The organism is Acidovorax sp. M14 (assembly GCF_049331375.1).
Taxonomy (GTDB): Bacteria; Pseudomonadota; Gammaproteobacteria; order Burkholderiales; family Burkholderiaceae_C; genus Acidovorax.
Genome location: NZ_CP186263.1, coordinates 1,777,440 through 1,795,000, shown reverse-complemented (window position 1 = coordinate 1,795,000; position 17,561 = coordinate 1,777,440). Strand labels below are relative to the sequence as shown.

17 protein-coding genes and 1 rRNA gene (1 of these 18 only partly in view) are annotated in these 17,561 nt (G+C 58.5%); all 18 read right to left on the bottom strand.

Annotated elements, in window-relative coordinates:
• Nucleotides 1-300: ribosomal RNA gene (locus tag ACOYR4_RS08290) — 16S ribosomal RNA — on the bottom strand (it extends 1,233 nt beyond the left edge of the window).
• 518 nt (nucleotides 301-818) lie between these two features.
• Entirely contained in the window at nucleotides 819-1,343 is a 525-nt protein-coding gene (locus ACOYR4_RS08285; protein WP_060986468.1) for a phosphoribosyltransferase, read from the bottom strand.
• 55 nt (nucleotides 1,344-1,398) lie between these two features.
• Nucleotides 1,399-2,775, bottom strand: a complete 1,377-nt coding sequence (locus ACOYR4_RS08280; RefSeq protein ID WP_422849219.1) for an adenylosuccinate synthase — start codon at nucleotides 2,773-2,775, stop codon at nucleotides 1,399-1,401.
• Nucleotides 2,776-2,802: 27 nt separating this feature from the next.
• On the bottom strand, nucleotides 2,803-3,951 hold the full coding sequence (locus ACOYR4_RS08275) for an ATP phosphoribosyltransferase regulatory subunit (protein WP_422849218.1): 1,149 nt from the start codon (nucleotides 3,949-3,951) through the stop codon (nucleotides 2,803-2,805).
• Nucleotides 3,952-4,041: 90 nt separating this feature from the next.
• Nucleotides 4,042-4,224 carry a DUF2065 domain-containing protein gene (locus ACOYR4_RS08270; RefSeq protein ID WP_015013423.1) on the bottom strand — a complete coding sequence of 61 codons (183 nt, stop codon included), beginning with the start codon at nucleotides 4,222-4,224 and terminating at the stop codon, nucleotides 4,042-4,044.
• Nucleotides 4,225-4,250: 26 nt separating this feature from the next.
• Nucleotides 4,251-5,159, bottom strand: coding sequence for a protease modulator HflC (hflC, locus tag ACOYR4_RS08265; RefSeq protein WP_015013422.1), 909 nt, complete (start codon nucleotides 5,157-5,159; stop codon nucleotides 4,251-4,253).
• 9 nt (nucleotides 5,160-5,168) lie between these two features.
• Complete coding sequence (gene hflK, locus ACOYR4_RS08260) at nucleotides 5,169-6,542, bottom strand: FtsH protease activity modulator HflK (RefSeq protein ID WP_422849217.1); 1,374 nt, start codon at nucleotides 6,540-6,542, stop codon at nucleotides 5,169-5,171.
• A gap of 53 nt (nucleotides 6,543-6,595) precedes the next feature.
• Nucleotides 6,596-7,747, bottom strand: a complete 1,152-nt coding sequence (gene hflX, locus ACOYR4_RS08255; protein WP_422849216.1) for a GTPase HflX — start codon at nucleotides 7,745-7,747, stop codon at nucleotides 6,596-6,598.
• Nucleotides 7,748-7,840: 93 nt separating this feature from the next.
• Complete coding sequence (hfq, locus tag ACOYR4_RS08250) at nucleotides 7,841-8,095, bottom strand: RNA chaperone Hfq (RefSeq protein ID WP_015013419.1); 255 nt, start codon at nucleotides 8,093-8,095, stop codon at nucleotides 7,841-7,843.
• A gap of 105 nt (nucleotides 8,096-8,200) precedes the next feature.
• Nucleotides 8,201-9,544, bottom strand: a complete 1,344-nt coding sequence (gene der, locus ACOYR4_RS08245; protein ID WP_295940017.1) for a ribosome biogenesis GTPase Der — start codon at nucleotides 9,542-9,544, stop codon at nucleotides 8,201-8,203.
• Nucleotides 9,545-9,557: 13 nt separating this feature from the next.
• Nucleotides 9,558-10,721, bottom strand: a complete 1,164-nt coding sequence (gene bamB, locus ACOYR4_RS08240; RefSeq protein WP_422849215.1) for an outer membrane protein assembly factor BamB — start codon at nucleotides 10,719-10,721, stop codon at nucleotides 9,558-9,560.
• 2 nt (nucleotides 10,722-10,723) lie between these two features.
• The gene (locus tag ACOYR4_RS08235) at nucleotides 10,724-11,416 is read right to left on the bottom strand and encodes a YfgM family protein (protein ID WP_422849214.1); all 693 of its coding nucleotides are present in this window, start codon (nucleotides 11,414-11,416) and stop codon (nucleotides 10,724-10,726) included.
• Nucleotides 11,417-11,430: 14 nt separating this feature from the next.
• Complete coding sequence (hisS, locus tag ACOYR4_RS08230) at nucleotides 11,431-12,693, bottom strand: histidine--tRNA ligase (protein ID WP_422849213.1); 1,263 nt, start codon at nucleotides 12,691-12,693, stop codon at nucleotides 11,431-11,433.
• 154 nt (nucleotides 12,694-12,847) lie between these two features.
• Nucleotides 12,848-14,128, bottom strand: coding sequence for a flavodoxin-dependent (E)-4-hydroxy-3-methylbut-2-enyl-diphosphate synthase (gene ispG / locus ACOYR4_RS08225; protein WP_291441705.1), 1,281 nt, complete (start codon nucleotides 14,126-14,128; stop codon nucleotides 12,848-12,850).
• Nucleotides 14,128-15,045 (bottom strand): helix-turn-helix domain-containing protein, encoded by a 918-nt coding sequence (locus ACOYR4_RS08220; RefSeq protein WP_422849212.1) that lies wholly within the window; start codon nucleotides 15,043-15,045, stop codon nucleotides 14,128-14,130. Before ACOYR4_RS08220 ends, ispG begins: the two co-directional genes overlap by 1 nt.
• Before the next feature lie 16 nt (nucleotides 15,046-15,061).
• Nucleotides 15,062-15,898, bottom strand: coding sequence for a type IV pilus biogenesis/stability protein PilW (gene pilW, locus ACOYR4_RS08215; protein WP_422849211.1), 837 nt, complete (start codon nucleotides 15,896-15,898; stop codon nucleotides 15,062-15,064).
• Nucleotides 15,899-15,932: 34 nt separating this feature from the next.
• On the bottom strand, nucleotides 15,933-17,045 hold the full coding sequence (gene rlmN, locus ACOYR4_RS08210; RefSeq protein ID WP_422849210.1) for a 23S rRNA (adenine(2503)-C(2))-methyltransferase RlmN: 1,113 nt from the start codon (nucleotides 17,043-17,045) through the stop codon (nucleotides 15,933-15,935).
• A gap of 90 nt (nucleotides 17,046-17,135) precedes the next feature.
• Nucleotides 17,136-17,561: a nucleoside-diphosphate kinase gene (gene ndk / locus ACOYR4_RS08205; RefSeq protein WP_015013410.1), complete on the bottom strand. Its 426-nt coding sequence runs from the start codon at nucleotides 17,559-17,561 to the stop codon at nucleotides 17,136-17,138.

Here is a 17,561-nt window from a genome sequence, read left to right as displayed (position 1 = left end):
GGTCGTCCTCTCAGACCAGCTACAGATCGTCGGCTTGGTAAGCTTTTATCCCACCAACTACCTAATCTGCCATCGGCCGCTCCGTGAGCGCAAGGCCTTGCGGTCCCCTGCTTTCATCCTGAGATCGTATGCGGTATTAGCAAAGCTTTCGCTTCGTTATCCCCCACTCTCGGGCACGTTCCGATGTATTACTCACCCGTTCGCCACTCGTCAGCATCCGAAGACCTGTTACCGTTCGACTTGCATGTGTAAGGCATGCCGCCAGCGTTCAATCTGAGCCAGGATCAAACTCTACAGTTCGATCTTGATTTTTTCGCTCTTTCGAGCAACTCATAATTAAGAATTGAAGTGAACTTCACTTCTCTCTCATGAGCGTTTGTAGTGCTAAGCACTAGTTCCAAAGAACTTGGCACTCGCCATCAAACGCCCACGCTTATCGGCTGTATATTTTTAAAGACCTCGCAAAACAAATCAGACCAAAATCTTCTTCATTTTGCAAACCCCGCTGCGATCAGCGAAGCCTTGAATTCTAGCACAGTTTTTTAAGAACTGTCAAAACTTTCGTTTTTTCTTCACCCCGTTTTGGCAACTCCTGCAACTTGCAGCAACCACCTCCACCGAGCGAAGCCTTGTATTCTATACCGGTTTTTAACCCACTCAGAACACAAAACCAAACTTTCTTCACCAACCTCCCGAGCCATCTGCAGCAGCACCGAAGCGCCATCACAAACCACCCCAAGAACCTGAACACTTTTGCACTCAGGTCTCAGTAGCGAAGCCCTCGACTATAGCACGGTTCGGCTAGTTTGCAAGAAAAATCAAACACGCCACTTTTCCAGGAGCTTCTCAGGACTCAGGCTGTCGTAACCTTCGAAGGGCTGGTGGATCCAGGGATTGCTCGGAAGGAACTCGACGGAGTAGTCTGGCGAAAACGTCGACAGCCCCTTGGTCCAGATCACCGCGCTGCGGAGCTCAGTAATGGGCGCGTAGTTGGTTTTAAGCATGTTGATCACAGCGTGCAGGGTGTGCCCAGAGTCAGCCAAGTCATCCACCAACAGCACACGTCCTGCAATTTCACCCTTGGGCGTTGTGATGAAACGTGCAATATCCAGATGCCCCTGCACCGTGCCGGCCTCTGCGCGATAGGAACTCGTTGACATGATGGCCAGTGGCTTGTCAAAGATCCGGCTCAGAATGTCACCTGGTCGCAGCCCACCACGAGCAAGACACAGAATCGTGTCGAATTCCCAACCCGACTGATGCACCTTCAGCGCCAGTTTTTCGATGAGGCTGTGGTACTCGTCATAGCTGACATAGAGATGTTTTCCGTCTTCGGTCAACATAGATGACTCCTGGATAGTGGGCGTTTAGTTGATATCAGCAAGACAAGTTTGTCGATCAGACGGCGACATAAGGGTGACGCATCATGATCGTATGGTCGCGATCAGGACTGGTTGAGATCATGTCGATCGGAACGCCTGTCACTTCTTCGATACGCTCGAGGTAGCGGCGCGCGCTTGCGGGCAACTTGTCGTAGTCGGTCACTCCAACCGTGGAATCACTCCAGCCCGGCAACGTTTCATAGATGGGTGTGCATCGGGCGATGTCTTCAGCGCCCATGGGAAGCAGATCAATGCGCTCTCCATCGAGTTCGTAACCAGTGCATAGCAACAGCTCGGTCAGCCCGTCCAGTACATCCAGCTTGGTGATACACAGACCTGTGAGGCCATTCACCTGGGCGCTACGCTTCAGCAACGCGGCATCAAACCAGCCGCAGCGGCGACTGCGTCCTGTTGTCACTCCCTTCTCGGCACCGACCGTGCTCATGTGATAGCCAGGAGTACCAGGAACTTCCCAATCCAACTCGGTAGGGAAAGGACCGCCGCCCACACGCGTGCAATACGCCTTGGTGATGCCAAGGATGTAATGCAGCATGCCAGGCCCCACACCAGAACCCGCAGCTGCATTGCCAGCCACGCAGTTGCTGGAGGTGACGTAAGGGTATGTGCCATGGTCCACATCCAGCAGCGTGCCTTGGGCACCCTCGAATAGCAGATTGGCGCCTGCCCGGTTGGCCTCGTTCAATTCGCGCGACACATCAGCCATCATGGGCTTGAGCAGTTCCGCATGGCGCATAGCCTCGGCATAAACCACATCAAACTGCACCTTGCCATCCTGGATGTAAGGCTTGAGCGCATCGCCAAACACGAACTTTGCGGACCCCAGGTACGTGGTCAGCACGTGGTTGTGCAGGTCCAGCAATTCACGCAACTTGGCTGCAAAACGCTCTGGGTACTTCAAGTCCTGTACGCGCAGCGCACGACGCGCGATCTTGTCTTCATATGCCGGACCGATGCCACGACCGGTGGTCCCGATCTTCTCTGTTCCGCCCTGCTCCCTGGCCGCCTCGCGCGCCACATCGATGGCAGCGTGGAAGGGCAGGATCAGCGGGCACGCCTCACTGATCCGCAAGCGCGAACGCACCTCGACGCCGGCTTTCTCCAGGCCTTCAATTTCTTCGAACAGCTTTGCTGCGGACAGAACCACGCCGTTGCCGATGTAGCACTTGACCCCTGGGCGCATGATGCCACTGGGAATCAAATGCAGAGCTGTCTTGACGCCATTGATCACCAATGTGTGGCCAGCGTTGTGCCCCCCCTGGAAGCGCACTACGCCTTGAGCGCTTTCCGTCAGCCAATCGACCAACTTGCCTTTGCCTTCGTCGCCCCACTGGGTACCGACCACCACTACGTTGCGACCTTTGGTTGCTTTCATCTCAAACCCAATTCAAATGACAATTGCTCAAACAGCCTGCACGACCCAACGGCCAGCAACCTGAACCAGTTCACGATCACAGTGGAACTCATCCACCTCACTCTCATGCCCAGGCAAAACACACACGACCGTTTCCCCGGCTGACCGAAGCTCTGCGATAGCAGCACTCACATCCGCAGCCTCACCCCAAGGGGCACGAATTGCAGCCTTCAAAGCACGGGGCGGCACCACACCAACCACCTGCTTGATATCCAGACTGAATCCGGCCGCAGGGCGATTCCGGCCAAAGACTGCACCGACCTCGTCGTATCGACCACCGCGCACCAAGGCATCACTGGCACCCGGGGCATAGATAGCAAAGCGCGCACCGCTGTAATAGGCATACCCACGCAAATCAGCCAAGTCAAAGGTAACGGTCGCTCCTTCAAGGCGGGAGGCCAGCCACTTCAAATTTGATAGCACCTCAGGCACACCATTAATACGCTTGAGTGCTTTTTCTGCCTCAATTAAGACAGCAGAATCACCGTACAAACGAACCAGGGCGAGAAAGCCCTGTCGAGATTCGTCCGGAAAGCCACGCGTCAGAACCGACAACTCACCCGCATCTTTGGCAGCCAAGGCAGCGTGAATTCCGCTGAGCAATTGCGGGCTGACGCTCACTCCAGCCAACAGGTTGCGGACGATACGCACATCCGCAAGGTCTACCGTGGTGTTGCGTACATTGGCAACTCGCAGACACTCCCTGGCCAACTGAAGCGCTTCGAGGTCCGCCTCTACCCCTGCATGCCCATAGATCTCAGCACCAAACTGAAGAGGCTCCCGGGTGGCATGGGGGCGGTCGGGACGCGTATGCAACACGGGACCGCAATAGCAGAGACGCGTCACTCCTTTGCGATTGAGCAAATGTGCGTCGATACGAGCCACCTGGGGTGTCGTATCGGCCCGTAAGCCCATGGAGCGACCAGACAGCTGGTCGACCAGCTTGAAGGTCTGCAAATCCAGCGCTTCCCCAGTACCGGTGAGGAGAGACTCCAGATGCTCCAACAGCGGGGGCATGACCAGCTCGTAACCATAACAACGGGCTGTATCGAGCAGCCCGCGACGCAATTCTTCGATGTGCCGAGCTTCAGACGGCAAGACATCGGCAATGTGATCCGGAAGGACCCAAGCAGACATGGAGAAAAGGGGAGGCTGTTAAAACCGCGATTCTACCGGGACGCGACGAGACTCCCCAAAGAATCTCCCGCCCACACAGTGGGACAGCCGTTAGAAACAAAGCATCAGAACGCCCGCGCCCAAGGCCAACAACGCAAAAAAACGTATCTGACCATCTTGCAATTGCGCGATCTGGGCCACCGTGCGTTTCCAGACCTGGGGGGACAGAAAAGGCAGAAAGCCCTCAATCACCAGCACCAAGGCAAAGGCCGTCCAAAGACTGTCCCACATCATTCGCCTTTCACGGCCATTGCGCTTTTTTACTTGCGAGGCGCCGCAGGCGCCGATGCAGGGACCGATCCACGAAAGACTTTGAAGAAATCTGAAGACGACGGGTCCAGCAGCATCACGTCACTTTTCTTGTTGAAGCTGCCTTTGTAGGCTTCCAGGCTGCGATAGAACTGAGCGAATTGGGGATCCTTCCCAAAGGCTTCTGCATAGATGCGAGCAGCTTCGGCATCGCCCTCACCCTTCAGTTTCTGAGCATCCCGATACGCGTTGGCAATCGTGATCTCTCGCTGGCGATCCGCGTCGGCCCGTATCTTTTCGCCCTCGGCCGCCCCTGTGGAACGCAGCTCATTGGCAACACGCTTACGTTCTGCCTCCATCCGCCGGTATACCGACTCGGTGATAGCTTCCACATAGTCCACACGGGTGATGCGAACGTCCACCACATCCACCCCCCAGGGTTTAGAGCCACGAACAGTCTCCAGAACCTCGCGCTTGACATCGGCCATCAAAGCTTCGCGCTTGAGTGAGAGCAATTCCTTCACGGTACGCTTGTTGATTTCTTCCTGAAAAGCATTGCGCACGACACGATTCAGTTGCATGGCACCTGCCGTCTCATCCAGTCCCACGTTGCGGATGTACTCGGTGGGCTCGGAAATACGCCAACGCACATACCAGTCGATCACCACGCGCTGCTTTTCGGCCGTCAGCATGGGCTCCGTGTCCGTACTGTCCAAGGTCAAAAGACGCTTGTCGATGTAGGTGACGTTTTGGAACGGTGGAGGCAGCTTGAAGTTGAGGCCTGGCTCCGTGATCACTTCCTTGATCTGGCCCAGCGCATACAACACGCCAAACTGACGCTGATCCACCACAAAAAGCATGGAGCTCATGAGAGCAAGCACCACCAGAAGAGTAGATGCAATAAAACCGACTCTGTTCACGAACTGCTCCTAGCGGGATTCACGTTCCCGGGTACGGCTGGTATCGCGCGCCCGAGAATCATTCGAAAAGGTGGGGGCGGGTGTCGCCGGGGACGACACCGCCGGAGACGGACTGGTCGCGGCAGGCGCATCCAGCGCCCCCGAGCCGCTCGCAACCCCTTGCATGATCTTGTCCAGGGGCAAGTACAGCAAATTGGAACCTTGACGCGACTCGACCAGCACCTTGGTCACGTTGCCATAAATCTGCTGCATCGTTTCCAGATACATGCGATCCCGGGTTACCTGAGGCGCCTTCTGGTACTCCGCCAGAATCGACGCGAACCGCTGTACGTCGCCCTGCGCCTGCGCAACAATCCTTGCCTTGTAAGCCGCCGCCTCTTCATTCAGACGTGACGCAGAGCCCACAGCACGCGGGATCACGTCGTTCGCATAAGCCTGGGCTTCGTTCTTGGCGCGCTCGCGCTCCTGCCCTGCTTTGAGTACATCATCAAATGATGACTGGACCTGCTCAGGCGGCCGCACCCCGCCCTGCTGCAAATTGATGCCGACCACCTCGACACCGACCTTGTACCGGTCCAGGATCGTCTGCATGAGGGTGCGAACGCGCGGCGCTATCTGGTCACGCTCCTCCGCCAGCGCCGTGTCCATGCGCATCTTGCCCACCACCTCACGAACAGCCGTTTCAGCGGCCTGGACCACGGCGTCCGAAGGGTTCTTGCTTTCAAACAACCAAGCCCGGGCATCGCTCAAACGATACTGAACGGCAAACTTGATCTCGACGATGTTCTCGTCTTCAGTCAGCATCGCGGACTCTCTCAAGCCGGTGCTTTTGATGACCGTGTCACGCCCCACATCGGCAGAGCGGATCTGCGTCACAAAAACAAGTTCATGGCGCTCAATCGGATAAGGCAGGCGCCAATTGAAACCCGCGCCCACGGTGCTCTTGTACTTTCCGAACTGGGTAATTACGGCCTGCTGACCTTCCTGCACAATAAAGAAGCCGGTGCCCATCCAGATCACAAACGCGATACCGGCAATCAGACCGACACCGACACCTGCGCTTTTCATATCTGGCTGAAAGCCGCCACCAGCCCCTCCACCGGGACCGCGACCCGAGCCGTTTTTCCCGCCAAACAGGCTACCAAGCTTGCGATTGAGATCACGCCAGAGCTCATCAAGATCCGGTGGCTGCTGGCCGTTGCCCGGCCGTTGCTCGCCGCCCCTTGGGCCGCCAGGTGGCGCTGCAGGCCGATCCTCAGGACGCACACCGCCGTCTTCGGACTTGTCATCACCGCGACCCCAACGTGGATCGTTCAGATTGAACATGCCCCGAATACGGCCTGGCAATGAAGCCCAACGTAGGGTGCGATTATGAAAATTCATGCGCAAAATCTCTGGTTCTCTGATGGCATCATCCGATGGTGCATTGTGCCCAATCAGGACAAAGCATCCGGTAATTCAAGGGTGTCTGCTGGGGTCATATCCAGAACCTCCTGCGCAGCCATCAACCTGGCCGCCAAGGCACGGCGCAGCTCATCCAGCCCCTCGCCAGATCGAGCACTGACAAACAGTCGGGGCAACAACTGCCCTCCCACTTCGTATTGGTCCACCAACACAGGCGGACGTCGTTCTTCAGGCAAAGCATCAAGCTTGTTGAAGACCAGTATCTGAGGGATGTCCGAGGCACCAATTTCCTGCAACACCCGCTCCACCTGCGCCATCTGCTCCGGAAAATCCGGGTTGGAAGCGTCCACCACATGAAGCAGCAAATCTGCGTCGACCGCCTCCTGCAGCGTGGCCTGGAACGCATCGACCAGCCCGTGGGGAAGATCCCGAATAAAGCCCACCGTGTCGGACAACGAAACAGATCGTGCCGCATCTGCGAGGTACAACTGCCGCGTCGTGGTGTCCAGCGTGGCGAAAAGTTGATCCGCTGCGTACGCCCTGGCCTTCACCAAAGCATTGAAAAGGGTTGATTTGCCCGCGTTGGTATATCCAACGAGTGAAATATTGAAGGTGTCGCGTCTTTCACGTTGGCGCCGCTGTGTAGACCGCTGGCGTTTGACCTTGACCAAGCGCTCCCTGGTGCGCTTGATCGCATCGCCAATCATGCGCCGATCCAGTTCGATCTGCTTTTCACCAGGGCCGCCACGGGCACCGATACCGCCGGTTTGACGCTCCAGGTGAGACCAGCGGCGCACCAGGCGCGTACTCACATACTGCAGTTTGGCAAGCTCAACCTGAAGCTTGCCCTCATGGCTGCGCGCCCGCTGTGCAAAGATTTCCAGAATGAGCAACGTGCGGTCATTCACTGGCAGCTCAATATGGCGCTCCAGGTTCCGCTGCTGCGCCGGGCTGAGAGACTGGTCAAACAGCACCTCCACCGCTCCATGCATGTGTGCCAAAGTGCGAATTTCATCCGCTTTGCCACTGCCAATGAACAGCGCGGCATCTGGTGCTTTGCGCTTGCACGTAATGCGCGCAACAGGCTGCATACCAGCGGTTTGGGCGAGCAGCCCCAGCTCTTCCAACTCAGCATCGAAATGGGGAAGACCGAAGTCCACCCCCACCAGCAACACCGGAGTCATGGTGGGCGAGGATGCGGAAGCCGAACTCAAAGCCAACCACCCTCTTTTCGCTTTGCCTCGCTCAACAAGCGAGTTCCGCCACTTGGCAACAACTCAAGAGTTGCTGCTGTCGGCATCAGGAGTTTCTGAAGTAGAAAAATTGACGGCTCGACCTGGGACGATCGTAGAAATCGCGTGCTTGTAGACCATCTGTGTCACTGTATTGCGCAGCAACACCACGTACTGATCGAAAGACTCGATTTGCCCCTGCAGCTTGATCCCGTTAACCAAATAAATGGACACTGGAACATGCTCCCGACGCAATGCGTTGAGGAAGGGGTCTTGCAAAAGCTGGCCTTTATTGCTCACGATATTCTCCGTGTTCAAGTGTTGTTGTAAACCTTCACCTTACCACAGCCAGACGCATACCCCAGCTTCAGCATGCATGGCCCCTCGACCAAGGAGCCTTTGCAATCAGGCCTCGTCTTTGTCCACAAACGGGTTGTGGGAGGTTTTCATCTCAATGCGCAGAGGAGTCCCCACAAGATCGAACTCCTTGCGGAAGCGCCCTTCCAGGAATCGCTTGTAGGCATCCGTCACATGCTCCAAGGAGTTGCCGTGGATCACGATCACAGGCGGGTTCATGCCCCCCTGGTGCGCATATCGCATTTTGGGCCGGAACATCCCAGCCCGCTTGGGGCTCTGGAACTGAACGGCCTCCAGCAGCAGGCGGGTGAGCACCGGCGTGGACATTTTGCAGGTGGCAGCCCGGTGGGCCTGGGCAATCGACGTCCAAAGAGGGCCCAGCCCCTGACGCTTCTTCGCCGAAATGAAGTGCAGCGAAGCAAACTTCAGAAATGCGAGTCGCGTCTCAATGGAGCGTTCTAGGAGTTGCCGCTGGTAGTCATCCACGGCATCCCATTTATTCACCGCGAGAACCACGGCACGACCGCTCTCCAAGATGTAACCCGCGATATGGGCATCCTGGTCTGTCACGCCCTGGGTTGCATCGAGCAGCAGCAGTACCACGTGCGCAGACTCGATGGCCTGGAGCGTTTTCACCACCGAGAATTTCTCGATGGCCTCGAACACCTTACCCTTGCGGCGCAATCCTGCGGTATCCACCAATTCAAACCGCTGACCGTTGCGCTCGAAAGGTACAGTGATGGCATCGCGGGTCGTACCCGGCATGTCAAATGCCACCAGTCGCTCTTCACCAAGCCATGTATTGATGAGGGTGGACTTGCCCACATTAGGACGTCCCGCCACGGCGAGCTTGATCACGCCCTTGTCCAGCGTCGCATCCGAATCGTCTGGCTCGGGCAAATTGAGCGGCTCCAGTGCAATGTCCACCAAACTGCGTATGCCTTGCCCGTGGGCCGCGGACACGGGATAAACCTCGCCCAGCCCCAGCTCGTAAAACTCCGCCAGTTGGACGCCCTGGAGCATGCCCTCTGCTTTGTTCGCGACAAGCACGCAGGGCTTGCCCAAGCGACGCAAGTAGTTGGCAATGTCGTGGTCTTGCGCCGAGACACCCGCACGGGCATCCACCACAAAAATCACCACGTCCGCCTCGGCGACCGCCTGCTGGGTTTGCTTGGCCATCTCGCGGTAGATGCCGCTGGAGGCGTCGGGCTCAAAGCCCCCCGTATCGATGACGATGTACTCGTGTTTTCCTTGCTTGCCGTTCCCGTAGTGTCGGTCACGCGTAAGTCCCGCAAAGTCGGCGACGATGGCGTCTCGCGACTTGGTCAGGCGATTGAAAAGCGTGGACTTACCGACATTCGGACGCCCCACGAGGGCGATTACTGGCTTCATTGAATAAGACCGATCAATCTGGACGGAATCCGTATATACCGCCGTTGCGGGTAACCACCACCAGCGTATCTGCCGCCACCACCGGGGCAGCCGCGATGGCTGAACCATCTGTTGCCAGTCGGTTCAGGGGGGAGCCATCGGTGCGAGACAGCAGATGCACCAAACCAGCATCGTCACCGACGACAACCGAGCGCCCCAAAAGCAGCGGTGCCGTGAGTTTGCGGTACTTGAGTCGGTCGATACTCCACAGGCGCGAGCCATCCGCACGGCCCCAAGCGACAAGCGTCCCATTGCTTTCCGAACCAAAAATGGTGTCCGCATCGCCATGAATGCCTTCGGACCCGCTGGCGGGCTGCGTCCAGAGCGTCGTGCCCCGGGCCGTGTCCACACAGCCGACAGCGGCCTGGAAAGACCGAGCGCACACGGTTTCACCCACACGGCTGGTGCGCCCCACCAATTCCACCAAGCGCTCCACATCGTTCGTGCCACGCGGGCTGGCGATGGGCGCTTCCCACCTCACACTGCCGTTGTCAGGATTCAATCCGACCAAGCGACCCGACAAGCCCACCACCAGGGTGTCGCCTACCGCAAGCAATACGCCAGCTTGACGCAGTATCAACGGTTCTCCTGGGCGCTGCTGCGCCCACAGACGACGGCCCGTGGCAAGATCGAAGGCAGACACTGATCGATCTGCAGACAGCACAAACACACGACCGCCTGCGACCAAGGGGGGAGTGAAGACCTGTGCGGCAAGCGTCTCACGCCAACGCTCACGGCCACCATCCATCACGATGAGTGCGTTGTTGCGCGATACCACCGCCGCAAATTTGCCGTCACTGCCCACAGCTGCCGATAAGGGCTCGGCCAGCGCCACACGCCAGATGTCTCCCCCCGTGCGCGCATCCAAGGCTGCCACAGCACCATCCGCGGACGCCACCGTCACGACATTTCCAGCAACATGGGGCTCAAGAGGCAAGCCCGCCACGCTACCGACGCGCGCCGTCCACGCCTGCCTCACCCCCAGGACAGCCACATTGGCGCCAAGGTCCGCAGGCACCGGTTTTGCCTTGTCGGCACTCCACAAAGAGCAACCAGCCAACGTGGTGGCCACCAATGCCGCCAACAGCCCCCGAACGAAAAACAGGTGCCCAGACCTTGTGTTGATAGGCGATGTCATGGTTATTTGGACTCTGCAGGGGTTGCGGTTGCCGCAGTGGCCACAGTCACACCTTGCAGCGTGACCCCCAACGCGTTGAGCTTGATTTCCACGAGGCGGCGGTATTCCACACTGTCTTCGAACCCCTTATATGCCTTGGTGTATTCGGCAATCGCTTCAGGGCGCTTTTCCTGGAGTGCCAGCACATCACCTTTGCGATCTGCCACAACGGATGAGAACTCGGGCGGAAAACTGCCAGACAGTTGCTTAAGAGCTTCGTCGTAATTCTTCTGATCCATCAGCACACCTGCCAGCCGCAGTTTGGCCAAAGCCTTGAGGCCTTCGTCAGAAGATTGCTCTGCGACCCAAGCGAGCGCTTCTTTGGCACCATCGGCGTTACCAGCCCCTTGCATGGCCTTGGCAAGCGTCAGACCCGCTTGTCCAGCCTGCACGGTCCCTGCATATTTGGCCTTCAAATCCGCAAAAGCCTGCTCCATGCGGGCATTGTCTGCAGACCGTGCTGCCACATCCACAGCATCGAACAAAGCAGCAGCCTGCGTGGCCTGACGGGTTTGCCAGTACTGGTAACCGTTCCATGCTGCCGCTCCGCCCGCAACGACGATGACCACAGAGCTGATCAAAGTGCCCCAGGTATTCCAAAAATGTTTGAGCTGGTCTAACTGCTCTTGTTCTTCAAGGTCGAGATGATTTGCCATGGAATGTGATTGGTTTAGCGGGTGGATTGTAGGGTGGCCGCCCATTGGGCAACCGATTCCAGCGAGCGCTCTATCTGCTCGCCTGCGCCATCTCGCAAGGCTTTGACGGTCACCATGCCACGAGACAGCTCATCATCACCAAACACCAGGGCGTACGCGGCGCCACTGGCATCAGCCTTCTTGAACTGCGACTTCATACTGCCCATGCCATCCAATGAAGGTGCCGCATGCATTTGGACGCGAATACCGTGTCGACGCAATTGCTCGGCGGTGGTCATCGCCCGGGGCAACACGGCCGTCGAGGGAACAATGGCATAAACATCAGGAGCCAAAGAGGGGGGTGCACTTTGCTGCTCCTTGAGCAACTCCAGAACGCGCTCCACCCCCAGCGCCCAACCCACTGCGGGCGCTGCCTTGCCGCCGATCTGTTCGATCAAATAGTCGTAGCGACCTCCACCGCAGATCGTGCCCTGCGAGCCCAACTGATCAGTCACAAACTCAAACACGGTGAGGTTGTAATAGTCCATGCCGCGCACCAGACGGGGGTTCACCTTCCAGGCCACGCCATTGGCGTCGAGAATGGCCTTGACCGCATTGAAGTGGGCCAAAGACTCTTCGCCCAGGAAGTCAATCAACCGGGGGGCGGCCTCCACCACTGACTGCATTGCTGGATTCTTGGTATCGAGGATGCGCAGCGGATTGCTGTTCAGCCGTCGGCGTGCTTCTTCGTCCAGAAGATCGATGTGCTTTTCCAGATACGCAATCAACGCTGCCCGGTGAGCCTTGCGCTCGTCCGGCTGCCCCAAGCTGTTGAGCTCGAGGCGCACATTCTGCAGGCCCAGATCGCGCCACAGTGCACTGGCCAGCAGAATCAGCTCTGCGTCAACCTCGGCGCCGGGAAAACCCAGTGCCTCGGCGCCGATCTGGTGAAACTGGCGGTAGCGTCCACGCTGGGGGCGCTCATGACGAAACATGGGCCCCATGTAGTACAGCCGCTTGCCACCGTCGTACAACATGGAGTGCTCCGCCACGGCGCGCACCACACCGGCCGTCGCTTCGGGGCGAAGGGTGAGTTGCTCTCCATTGAGGCGGTCCTCAAACGAGTACATCTCCTTCTCCACAATATCGGTGACCTCGCCCAGTCCACGCACAAACAGGGGCGTGGGCTCGACAATCGGAGTGCGGATATTGCGGTAGGCATAGCGCGCCATCAGGTCGCGCACCTTGGCCTCCAACCATTCCCAGCGGGCGGATTCTGGCGGCAGGATGTCGTTCATGCCCTTCACCGCCACCAGCTTCTCCGGCTTGGGCGAGGGGGTGCTTTTTTCGTTACTCACAGCGCTTCTTTTCTATGTCTTGCAGAAACTGACCAAAACTGCTCTGGCCCTGTCCCTGAATACATTCCAGGACAGGCCATGGCAGCGCCATCGTTCAAGCAGCAGCGACTCCAGCGCCAAAGCGCTTTTCGATGTACTGCTCCACGATGCGATGAAATTCATTGGCAATGTCGTCGCCACGCAGGGTCATTGCCTTTTCCCCGTCGATAAAGACCGGTGCGGCTGGCGCCTCTCCCGTGCCTGGAAGGCTGATACCGATGTCCGCGTGCTTGCTTTCACCCGGGCCGTTGACGATGCAACCCATGACCGCCACCCGCAACGTCTCCACGCCCGGATATCGCACACGCCACACAGGCATTTGCGCCCGCAGGAAATCGTCAATCTGCTTGGCAAGATCCTGAAAAGTGGTGCTGGTGGTACGGCCACATCCAGGACAAGCGGTAACGCTGGGCACAAAAACCCGCATACCCAAGGCCTGCAAAATTTCAGATGCCACGACCACTTCCTGGGTACGCGCCTCACCGGGCTGGGGTGTCAACGACACACGAATCGTGTCGCCAATGCCCTCTTGCAGCAGCACGGACAAAGCGGCCGCCGAAGCGACCGTTCCCTTGGTACCCATACCCGCTTCGGTCAGGCCCAGATGCAAAGCGTAGTCGCAACGGCGCGCCAACTCGCGGTACACCGAAATCAGATCCTGCACTCCGCTGACCTTGCACGACAAGATAATCTGGTTGCCGTCCATCCCCATGGCCTCCGCACGACGCGCAGATTCAATGGCCGATGTGATGAGGGCCTCGTACATGACCTGACGAGCCTCCCAGGGGGTACTGCGACGGCTGTTCGTATCCATCAGCTCGGCCAACAGTTCCTGGTCGAGACTGCCCCAGTTGACACCAATGCGCACCGCCTTGTTCCATCGCATGGCTGCTTCGATCATCTGGCCAAACTGCTTGTCGCGCTTGTCACCCTTACCCACATTGCCAGGGTTGATCCGATACTTGGACAAGGCCTGGGCACAGTCGGGAAACTCGGTGAGCAGGCGGTGGCCGTTGTAGTGGAAATCACCAACCAACGGAACACTTTCACCCATGCGGTCCAGCTGTTCGCGGATGTAGGGCACCGCCGCGGCCGCCTCAGGGGTATTGACCGTGATGCGGACAAACTCCGAACCCGCCTGGGCGAGTTCTTTGACCTGAATCGCCGTTCCGATGGCATCGACGGTATCGGTGTTGGTCATGGACTGCACGCGCACGGGGGCATCCCCGCCCACCGTCACCACACGTGAACCCCAGACAACCTTAGCCTGACGCGAGCGCCGTGGCAAGGGCGAGGCAATCGCTATCGGCCCAAAATCATGCGGGGAGTTTTGCACTACTTCACCTCAAAACGCGCTACGTTTTCACGGGCAACAGCCGTCAAATCAAACGGCTTTCCACGCACAGTCACTTCGGTGGCGTCCGCGCGTCCCACAATCACCGCCAAAGGTGTGGGCGCTGACACCGACACCGTCTCTCCGGCCGCCAGGTTGCGTTGCAGCGCCAGGGCTCCATTGGCATCGCGGACCTGCACCCACGACGCACTGCGCGCACGCAATACCAGCGGGCCGGCGGCGGCATCTGCCGCGCCATCAGCAGCAGATACGTTACTCGTCGTCGCGCCACTGGCCGCTGCAGCAGGCGCAGAAGATACTGCAACGGAAGGGGTAGCGGGCACGGGCGATGAAGCTGCCACCGCAGCGGCGGGCGCCGCGGAAGCAGATGAATCAGCGGGGCGCTCTGTCGCCGATGGCGCTGCCAATACAGGAGGCGCAGGCTCGGAAGTGTTTGCGGGCAAAGCATCCGGCACCGCGACCGGCGCAGGATCGGCCGTATCACTAGGGGCGGAATGCCGCGGGACATAAAACAGGACGACCGCCCCCACCAGAAGTGCGAGGACCACCAAGACCATGGAGCGCGAGCCAGAACCCGAGCCCGCAAACGATGCGGAAGAAGATACGGACGACTTGCCAGCACTTCCCTTCACCGGCGCATTGATACCGGCGCTGTCCACAGACAACCGGGGGCTCTGACTCTGGGGCAACAACGACAGAATCGGCGCCGCGTCGATCTTGAGGGTGCGACACACACTCGACGCCAGGGCACGCACAAAGACGGTATCAGGCAACACCGCGTAGTTGTCTGCCTCCAGCGCCTCCAATTTGCTCACGGGCACCTTCAGCGCCACAGCCAAGGCCGCGATGTGCATGCCAGCCGCCTGCCGGGCTTCCTTGAGCAAACCGCCCGCCGTCATTCCACTCTCCACCACCTCACTCATTGAAAGCCCCGCGTTCGTATGCACTCAACTCCCGGGAATCCGGGAAACGCTTGCGCAACTGAGCCGCCAGTTGCCTCATTGCCACGACGTCGCCCAAAGCCCGCTCCACCTTGATGCCCAACCACAAGGATTCGGAGTTTGCAAAATCACTGTTGTTGAGCCGTCGGATGTAAAACTGCGCGCGCGAAAGTTCATTGCGACGCAACAAAAGCGCAGCGAGGTGGTAACCGACCACCGGGTTCGCCGCATCAAATTCATAAGCCTTCAGAAGCGACTGTTCCGCTTCAGGGAACTGCCCTGCTCCAGACTGGCACAGACCACGAGCCATCCAGGTTTTGCCACGCGCTGCATAAGCAGGGTTGGCTATGGCACGCGAGAAATATGAGTCAGCCTCTGCATACTTTTGCTGCTGGCACATCAGCCAGCCATAGTTGTGAAGTATGTTGGCGTCGTTTGCGCGCAGCGACAAAGCGCGGCGAAAACTGTCTTCCGCCTGCGGATAGTCATTCAACCGCATGTAAATCAGCCCACGCAGGTTGAAAGCATCCGCGTAAGAAGGATCTGCGGACAGAGACTGCTTGACCTCATCCAAAGCCACCGCTGTCTGCCCCAGTTCGAAATAGTTGGAAGCTAACTCCAGCCGAATGCGCGCGCGGCGCCGCGACTCTGGCTCATCGGACGGTGTTACCAGGCCGGCATCGGCGTCGCTGACTCCAGGCGAAGAAGTGTTGGTTGCACACCCCTGAAGCGCCCAAATGCAAACCACCGCACTGCATGCCGTGAGTGTCCAGCGGCCAATCTGCCGCCAGCGTCCAACCATTCCCGCCATGTAGAGCCTCCTTGAAGTTTGCCAACTAGCCTGATCAAGTCACCGGTTTGAGCACGATTGTGCGCTGCTTTGCCATGCGCTCTGCGGCGCGGGTGCGATCTTTGACGTCGCCCGCCAATTGACCGCATGCCGCGTCGATGTCATCCCCTCGCGTCTTGCGAACGGTGGTGATGATGCCCGCGTCACTCAGCATCTTGGCAAAGGCTTGCACCTGATTGTGCGGAGACCGCAACAGCCCTGACGCAGGAAACGGATTAAAAGGAATCAGATTGAACTTGCAGCGAATACCAGTGCGCTTGACCAACTCGATCAGTTGGCGCGCGTGCTCCACCTGGTCGTTGACGCCATCGAGCATGCAGTATTCGAAGGTAATGAAATCACGGGGGGCATGCTGCAAGTAGCGGTTGCAGGCATCCAGCAACTCGCTGATCGGATACTTGCGATTGAGCGGCACCAGGTTGTCCCGCAAAGGGTCGTTGGGCGCATGCAGTGAAACAGCCAGCGCCACAGGGCAGTCTTGCGAAAGACGGTCCATCATGGGCACCACGCCCGACGTGGACACCGTCACACGGCGGCGCGACAGCCCGTAGCCGTGGTCATCCAGCATGACCTTGAGCACAGGGACCAGTGCCGCATAGTTCTGCAGCGGCTCCCCCATCCCCATCATGACCACGTTGGAGATCACACGCTCGTCGGTCTGCAGGCGCTTGCGCAGCGAATGCTCTGCAAACCACAGCTGGGCAACGATCTCACCCGTCGTCAGATTGCGACTGAAACCCTGATGACCCGTCGAGCAGAAACGGCAACCGACGGCGCAGCCAGCCTGGGATGACACACAGAGCGTCCCGCGATCATCCTCGGGGATGAACACGGCTTCCACCGCGTTGCCATCACCGACATCAAACAGCCACTTGACCGTGCCATCGGAAGACACGTGCTCAGAGATAACAGGAAGCGCCTCGACCCGCGCACAGCCTTTGAGCTTGTCGCGCAAGGCCTTGGCCAGGTCACTCATGGCGTCAAAATCACTGGCCCCGCGCTGGTGAATCCAGCGGAACAGCTGGGTGGCGCGAAAGCGCTTTTCCCCCAGCCGCTCACAAAACGCGGCCAAGCCGTCCAGATCGAATTCCAGCAGATTCGTACTCATGGTGCCGAACCCACCGTAGACCAGGCACAGCTACCCCCATGGCACGGAATTCCCACCGAGGCGGGTGCGGACATGGGGAGTGTCAACATCTCAGCGCGAGTAGATGTTCAGGCCGGGGAAGAAAAATGCCACTTCGGCTTGTGCGGTTTCAGCGGCGTCGGAGCCGTGCACTGCGTTGGCATCGATGCTGTCTGCGAAGTCTGCACGGATGGTGCCGGCTTCAGCCTTCTTGGGGTCCGTTGCGCCCATGAGTTCACGGTTCTTCAGGATGGCGTTCTCGCCTTCCAGGGCCTGGATCATCACGGGGCCCGAGATCATGAAGTCCACCAGGTCCTTGAAGAAAGGACGCTCTTTGTGCACTGCGTAGAACTGTTCGGCTTCCAGGCGCGACAGGTGGGCCATGCGGGCCGCCACGATCTTGAGGCCAGCGGCTTCAAAACGGGCGTAGATCTGGCCGATCACATTCTTGGCGACTGCGTCAGGCTTGATGATGGAGAGAGTGCGTTCGATTGCCAT

Coding starts and splice junctions, on each gene's coding strand:
- ACOYR4_RS08285 (WP_060986468.1), bottom strand. CDS start 1,343: ATGTTGACCGAAGACGGAAAACATCTCTATGTCAGCTATGACGAGTAC.
- ACOYR4_RS08280 (WP_422849219.1), bottom strand. CDS start 2,775: ATGAAAGCAACCAAAGGTCGCAACGTAGTGGTGGTCGGTACCCAGTGG.
- ACOYR4_RS08275 (WP_422849218.1), bottom strand. CDS start 3,951: ATGTCTGCTTGGGTCCTTCCGGATCACATTGCCGATGTCTTGCCGTCT.
- ACOYR4_RS08270 (WP_015013423.1), bottom strand. CDS start 4,224: ATGATGTGGGACAGTCTTTGGACGGCCTTTGCCTTGGTGCTGGTGATT.
- hflK (WP_422849217.1), bottom strand. CDS start 6,542: ATGAATTTTCATAATCGCACCCTACGTTGGGCTTCATTGCCAGGCCGT.
- hflX (WP_422849216.1), bottom strand. CDS start 7,747: ATGACTCCGGTGTTGCTGGTGGGGGTGGACTTCGGTCTTCCCCATTTC.
- der (WP_295940017.1), bottom strand. CDS start 9,544: ATGAAGCCAGTAATCGCCCTCGTGGGGCGTCCGAATGTCGGTAAGTCC.
- bamB (WP_422849215.1), bottom strand. CDS start 10,721: ATGACATCGCCTATCAACACAAGGTCTGGGCACCTGTTTTTCGTTCGG.
- ACOYR4_RS08235 (WP_422849214.1), bottom strand. CDS start 11,416: ATGGCAAATCATCTCGACCTTGAAGAACAAGAGCAGTTAGACCAGCTC.
- hisS (WP_422849213.1), bottom strand. CDS start 12,693: ATGAACGACATCCTGCCGCCAGAATCCGCCCGCTGGGAATGGTTGGAG.
- ACOYR4_RS08220 (WP_422849212.1), bottom strand. CDS start 15,045: ATGACGGCGGGCGGTTTGCTCAAGGAAGCCCGGCAGGCGGCTGGCATG.
- pilW (WP_422849211.1), bottom strand. CDS start 15,898: ATGGCGGGAATGGTTGGACGCTGGCGGCAGATTGGCCGCTGGACACTC.
- rlmN (WP_422849210.1), bottom strand. CDS start 17,045: ATGAGTACGAATCTGCTGGAATTCGATCTGGACGGCTTGGCCGCGTTT.
- ndk (WP_015013410.1), bottom strand. CDS start 17,561: ATGGCAATCGAACGCACTCTCTCCATCATCAAGCCTGACGCAGTCGCC.